Origin of the sequence: Phenylobacterium sp., from assembly GCF_030698145.1 — a bacterium.
Lineage (GTDB): Bacteria > Pseudomonadota > Alphaproteobacteria > Caulobacterales > Caulobacteraceae > Phenylobacterium.
In genome coordinates this window covers 1-3,288 of sequence record NZ_JAUYNW010000111.1, presented here as the reverse complement: position 1 = coordinate 3,288, position 3,288 = coordinate 1, and the positions used below count along the sequence as shown (strand labels likewise).

At 69.6% G+C, this 3,288-nt stretch carries 4 protein-coding genes; 3 read left to right on the top strand and 1 reads right to left on the bottom strand.

The annotated features are described in order from the left end of the window. From Q8Q77_RS16820 to Q8Q77_RS16810, 3 genes are all read left to right on the top strand, one after another. The coding region (locus tag Q8Q77_RS16820; protein WP_305584803.1) for a hypothetical protein at positions 1–102 on the top strand (102 nt) is incomplete at its 5' end. Beyond that, positions 103–1,323: a CoA transferase gene (locus tag Q8Q77_RS16815; RefSeq protein ID WP_305584802.1), complete on the top strand. Its 1,221-nt coding sequence runs from the start codon at positions 103–105 to the stop codon at positions 1,321–1,323. Further along, positions 1,320–2,102, top strand: coding sequence for an enoyl-CoA hydratase/isomerase family protein (locus Q8Q77_RS16810; protein WP_305584801.1), 783 nt, complete (start codon positions 1,320–1,322; stop codon positions 2,100–2,102). The genes Q8Q77_RS16815 and Q8Q77_RS16810 overlap by 4 nt, the downstream gene beginning before the upstream one ends. Here Q8Q77_RS16810 and purM read toward each other — a convergent pair whose 3' ends face one another. Then, the gene (gene purM, locus Q8Q77_RS16805; RefSeq protein ID WP_305584800.1) at positions 2,103–3,128 is read right to left on the bottom strand and encodes a phosphoribosylformylglycinamidine cyclo-ligase; all 1,026 of its coding nucleotides are present in this window, start codon (positions 3,126–3,128) and stop codon (positions 2,103–2,105) included. It abuts the gene before it with no gap. Between the last annotated feature and the right edge of the window lie 160 nt (positions 3,129–3,288).

Genomic DNA, 3,288 nt, shown 5'->3' with positions numbered 1-3,288 from the left:
AAGTTCCGCGAAACCCGCCTCTACCAGGTGGCGCCGATTTCCACGAACCTGATCCTCAGCCATGTGGGCACCCACGTGCTGGGCATGCCCAAGAGCTTCTGAATGTACGACCTCCTGAAGGGTCTGCGGGTCGTCGAGGGCTCTGCCTTCGTCGCCGGCCCGACCTGCGGCCTCTATCTCGCCCAGCTTGGCGCCGAAGTGATCAGGTTCGACAACATCGGCGGCGGCCCGGACTTCCGGCGCTGGCCGCTCACGCCGGGGGGCGACAGCCTCTATTGGGAGGGGCTGAACAAGTCGAAGAAGTCCATCGCCATCGATCTCGGCCGTCCGGAGGGCCGGGAACTCGCCGCGCGCCTGGCCGCGGCGCCCGGCGAGCAGGGCGGGGTGTTCGTCACCAACTTCCCGGTCGAGGGCTTTCTCTCCTACGAGAAACTGTCGGCCCTGCGGCCCGACCTGATCTGCGCCCGGGTCATGGGTTGGGCCGATGGCGGACCGGCGGTCGACTACACGGTCAACAGCGCCGTGGGCGTGCCTCTGATGACCGGCCACCCAGACGATCCGCGCCCGGTGAACCACGTCCTGCCCGCCTGGGACCTGTTGACCGGCGCCTATGCGGCCTTCGCCCTGGTGGCGGCGGTGAGCGCGCGGGCCAAGGATGGCAAGGGCCGCGAGATCCGCATCCCGCTCTCCGACATCGCCGGATCGACCCTGGCCAATCTTGGCTATCTGGCGGAGTCCCTGGCGGGACCCGACCGGCCGCGCATGGGCAACGACCTCTACGGCGCCTTCGGCCGCGACTTCGTTCTGAAGGACGGCCGGCGGATCATGCTGGTGGCGATCACCGCGCGCCAGTGGAAGGGTCTGTTGCAGGTTCTGGAGATCGAGGCGCCGGTCGCGGCGCTGGAGGCCGAGCTCCGCTTGAGCTTCGCCGTCGACGAGGGGCTTCGCTTCGACCACCGCGCCCGGCTACTGCCGATCTTCGAGGCGGCCTTCGCCCGCAAGACCCTGGCCGAGCTGTTGCCGGCCTTCGAGCGGGAAGGGGTCTGCTGGGGCCCCTACCAGCCCATGAGCCAGGCAGCCGAGGACCCGCGCCTGTTCAAGGGCAATCCGGTCTACTCCGACATCGTCCATCCCAGCGGACGGACCTATCCGGCGGCAGGCTTCGCCGGGACGATCCCACAGGAGACGCGCGGCCAGGCGCGCCCCGCGTCCAGGCTGGGACAGCATACCGACGAGGTGCTCAGCGAGGTGCTGGGGCTTACGGGCGGCGAGATCGCGCGACTGCACGACACCGGCGTGGTCGCCGGACCGGAGGGGATATGAGCCAGACGACGATCAAGCTCACCGAGGCCAGCGACGGTGTCCGGCTGGTGACCCTCTCGCGGCCCGAGGCGGCGAACGCCCTGAACACCGCCATGGGCGAGGAGCTGCTGGCGCTCTGGAGGGCCATGGCCCAGGACGCGACTGTCCGGGTGGTCGTGCTGACCGGGGCGGGGCGGTTCTTCTGCGCCGGCGCCGACCTCAAGGAGCGCGACGGCATGACCGACGCGGCCTGGGGCGAGCAGCACGTGATGTTCGAGGCGATGATCCGCGCCCAGCTCTCGTGCCCGTTCCCGATCATCGCGGCGGTCAACGGCGCGGCCATGGGCGGCGGCTGCGAGATGGCCCTGGCCTGCGACTTCGCCTGGGCCTCGGAGAGCGCGCGGCTGGGCCTACCCGAGGTCGGTCTGGGGATCATACCGGGTCTCGGCGGCACCCAGTACATCGTCCGCGCCGCGGGCGAACGCCGGGCCTCGGAGCTTCTGATGTCGGGTCTCCCCATCGACGCGGGCCAGGCGCTGGACTTCGGCCTGGTCAACCACGTGGTCCCCGCCGACGAACTGATGCCCCAGGTGCTGGAACGCGCGCGGGTGATCGCCTCGAAGGCGCCCTTGTCGGTGCGCGCGCTGAAGGCCGTGGTCCAAGGCGGCGCGGCCCTGCCGCTCGACAAGGCCATGGCCCTGGAGCTCGTCCAGTACAATCGCCTGTTCAAGACCAAGGACCGCCGCGAGGGTGTCGCCGCGTTCAACCAGAAGCGGACGGCGGTGTTTAGAGGTGAGTAGCTAGGCCGCCGCGAGCTCGCCGCAGACGAAGGCTTCCTCGCCGGCCGCCAGCAGGCCTTCGAGCACGTCGTGCAGGTGCTCCGGGGCGACGATCAGCATCATGCCGACGCCGCAGTTGAACGTCCGGCGCAGCTCGTGTTCGGCGACCCCGCCGACCTCGGCCAGCCACTGGAAGACCGGCGGCAGGGTCCAGGCCTCCCAGTCGAACTTGGCGACCAGCCCATCGGCGATGGCGCGGGGCGGGTTCTCGATCAGGCCACCGCCGGTGATGTGAGCGGCGCCCTTGATCCGACCGGCCTTGATCTGCGGCAGGACGCTCTTGATGTAGATGCGGGTGGGGGCCATCAGCGCCTCGGCCAGGGTCTTGCCCGGCGCGAACGGCGCGGGCGCGTCCCATGCCAGGCCAGAGCGCTCGACCACGCGGCGGACCAGAGAATAGCCGTTGGAGTGCGGGCCCGACGATCCCAGGGCGATCAGCACGTCGCCGGCCTGCTGGGTGTCCAGGGTCGGCAGCACCGCGCCGCGCTCCACCGCGCCCACCGAGAAGCCGGCCAGATCGTAGTCGCCGTCGGAATACATGCCCGGCATCTCGGCGGTCTCGCCGCCGACCAGGGCCGCCCCGGCCTGTTTGCAGCCCTCGGCGATACCGCCGACCACCCGCGCGGCCGCCTCGACGTCCAGCTTGCCGGTGGCGAAATAGTCCAGGAACAGCAAGGGTTCGGCACCCTGGGCCAGCAGGTCGTTGACGCACATGGCCACCAGGTCGATGCCCACCGTGTCGTGCTGGCCGGTCTCGATGGCGATCTTCAGCTTGGTGCCGACGCCGTCGGTGGTGGAGACGAGCAGGGGGTCGGAATAGCCTGCCGCCTTGAGGTCGAACAGGGCGCCGAAACCGCCCAGGGCCGCGTCCGCGCCGGGCCGTCGGGTAGCCTTGGCCAGAGGCTTGATACGCTCGATCAGCTCGTTCCCGGCGTCGATGTCGACGCCGGCCTGGGCGTAGGTGAGGCCATTGGGCCGATCGGTCATGTGACGCCTTTAGGACTCAGGGCAGGTAAGAAATTGGCCTCCGCGCGCATCCGGCGCTTGCAGACTCGGCCACTCGCGAGCGTATAGCTACTTGATGACGCCGATTACAACCACCGCCGAGCTCCAGGCGTTCTGCGACAAAATCAAAGGCCAGCCCTTC

Coding starts and splice junctions, on each gene's coding strand:
- purM (WP_305584800.1), bottom strand. CDS start 3,128: ATGACCGATCGGCCCAATGGCCTCACCTACGCCCAGGCCGGCGTCGAC.
- Q8Q77_RS16810 (WP_305584801.1), top strand. CDS start 1,320: ATGAGCCAGACGACGATCAAGCTCACCGAGGCCAGCGACGGTGTCCGG.
- Q8Q77_RS16815 (WP_305584802.1), top strand. CDS start 103: ATGTACGACCTCCTGAAGGGTCTGCGGGTCGTCGAGGGCTCTGCCTTC.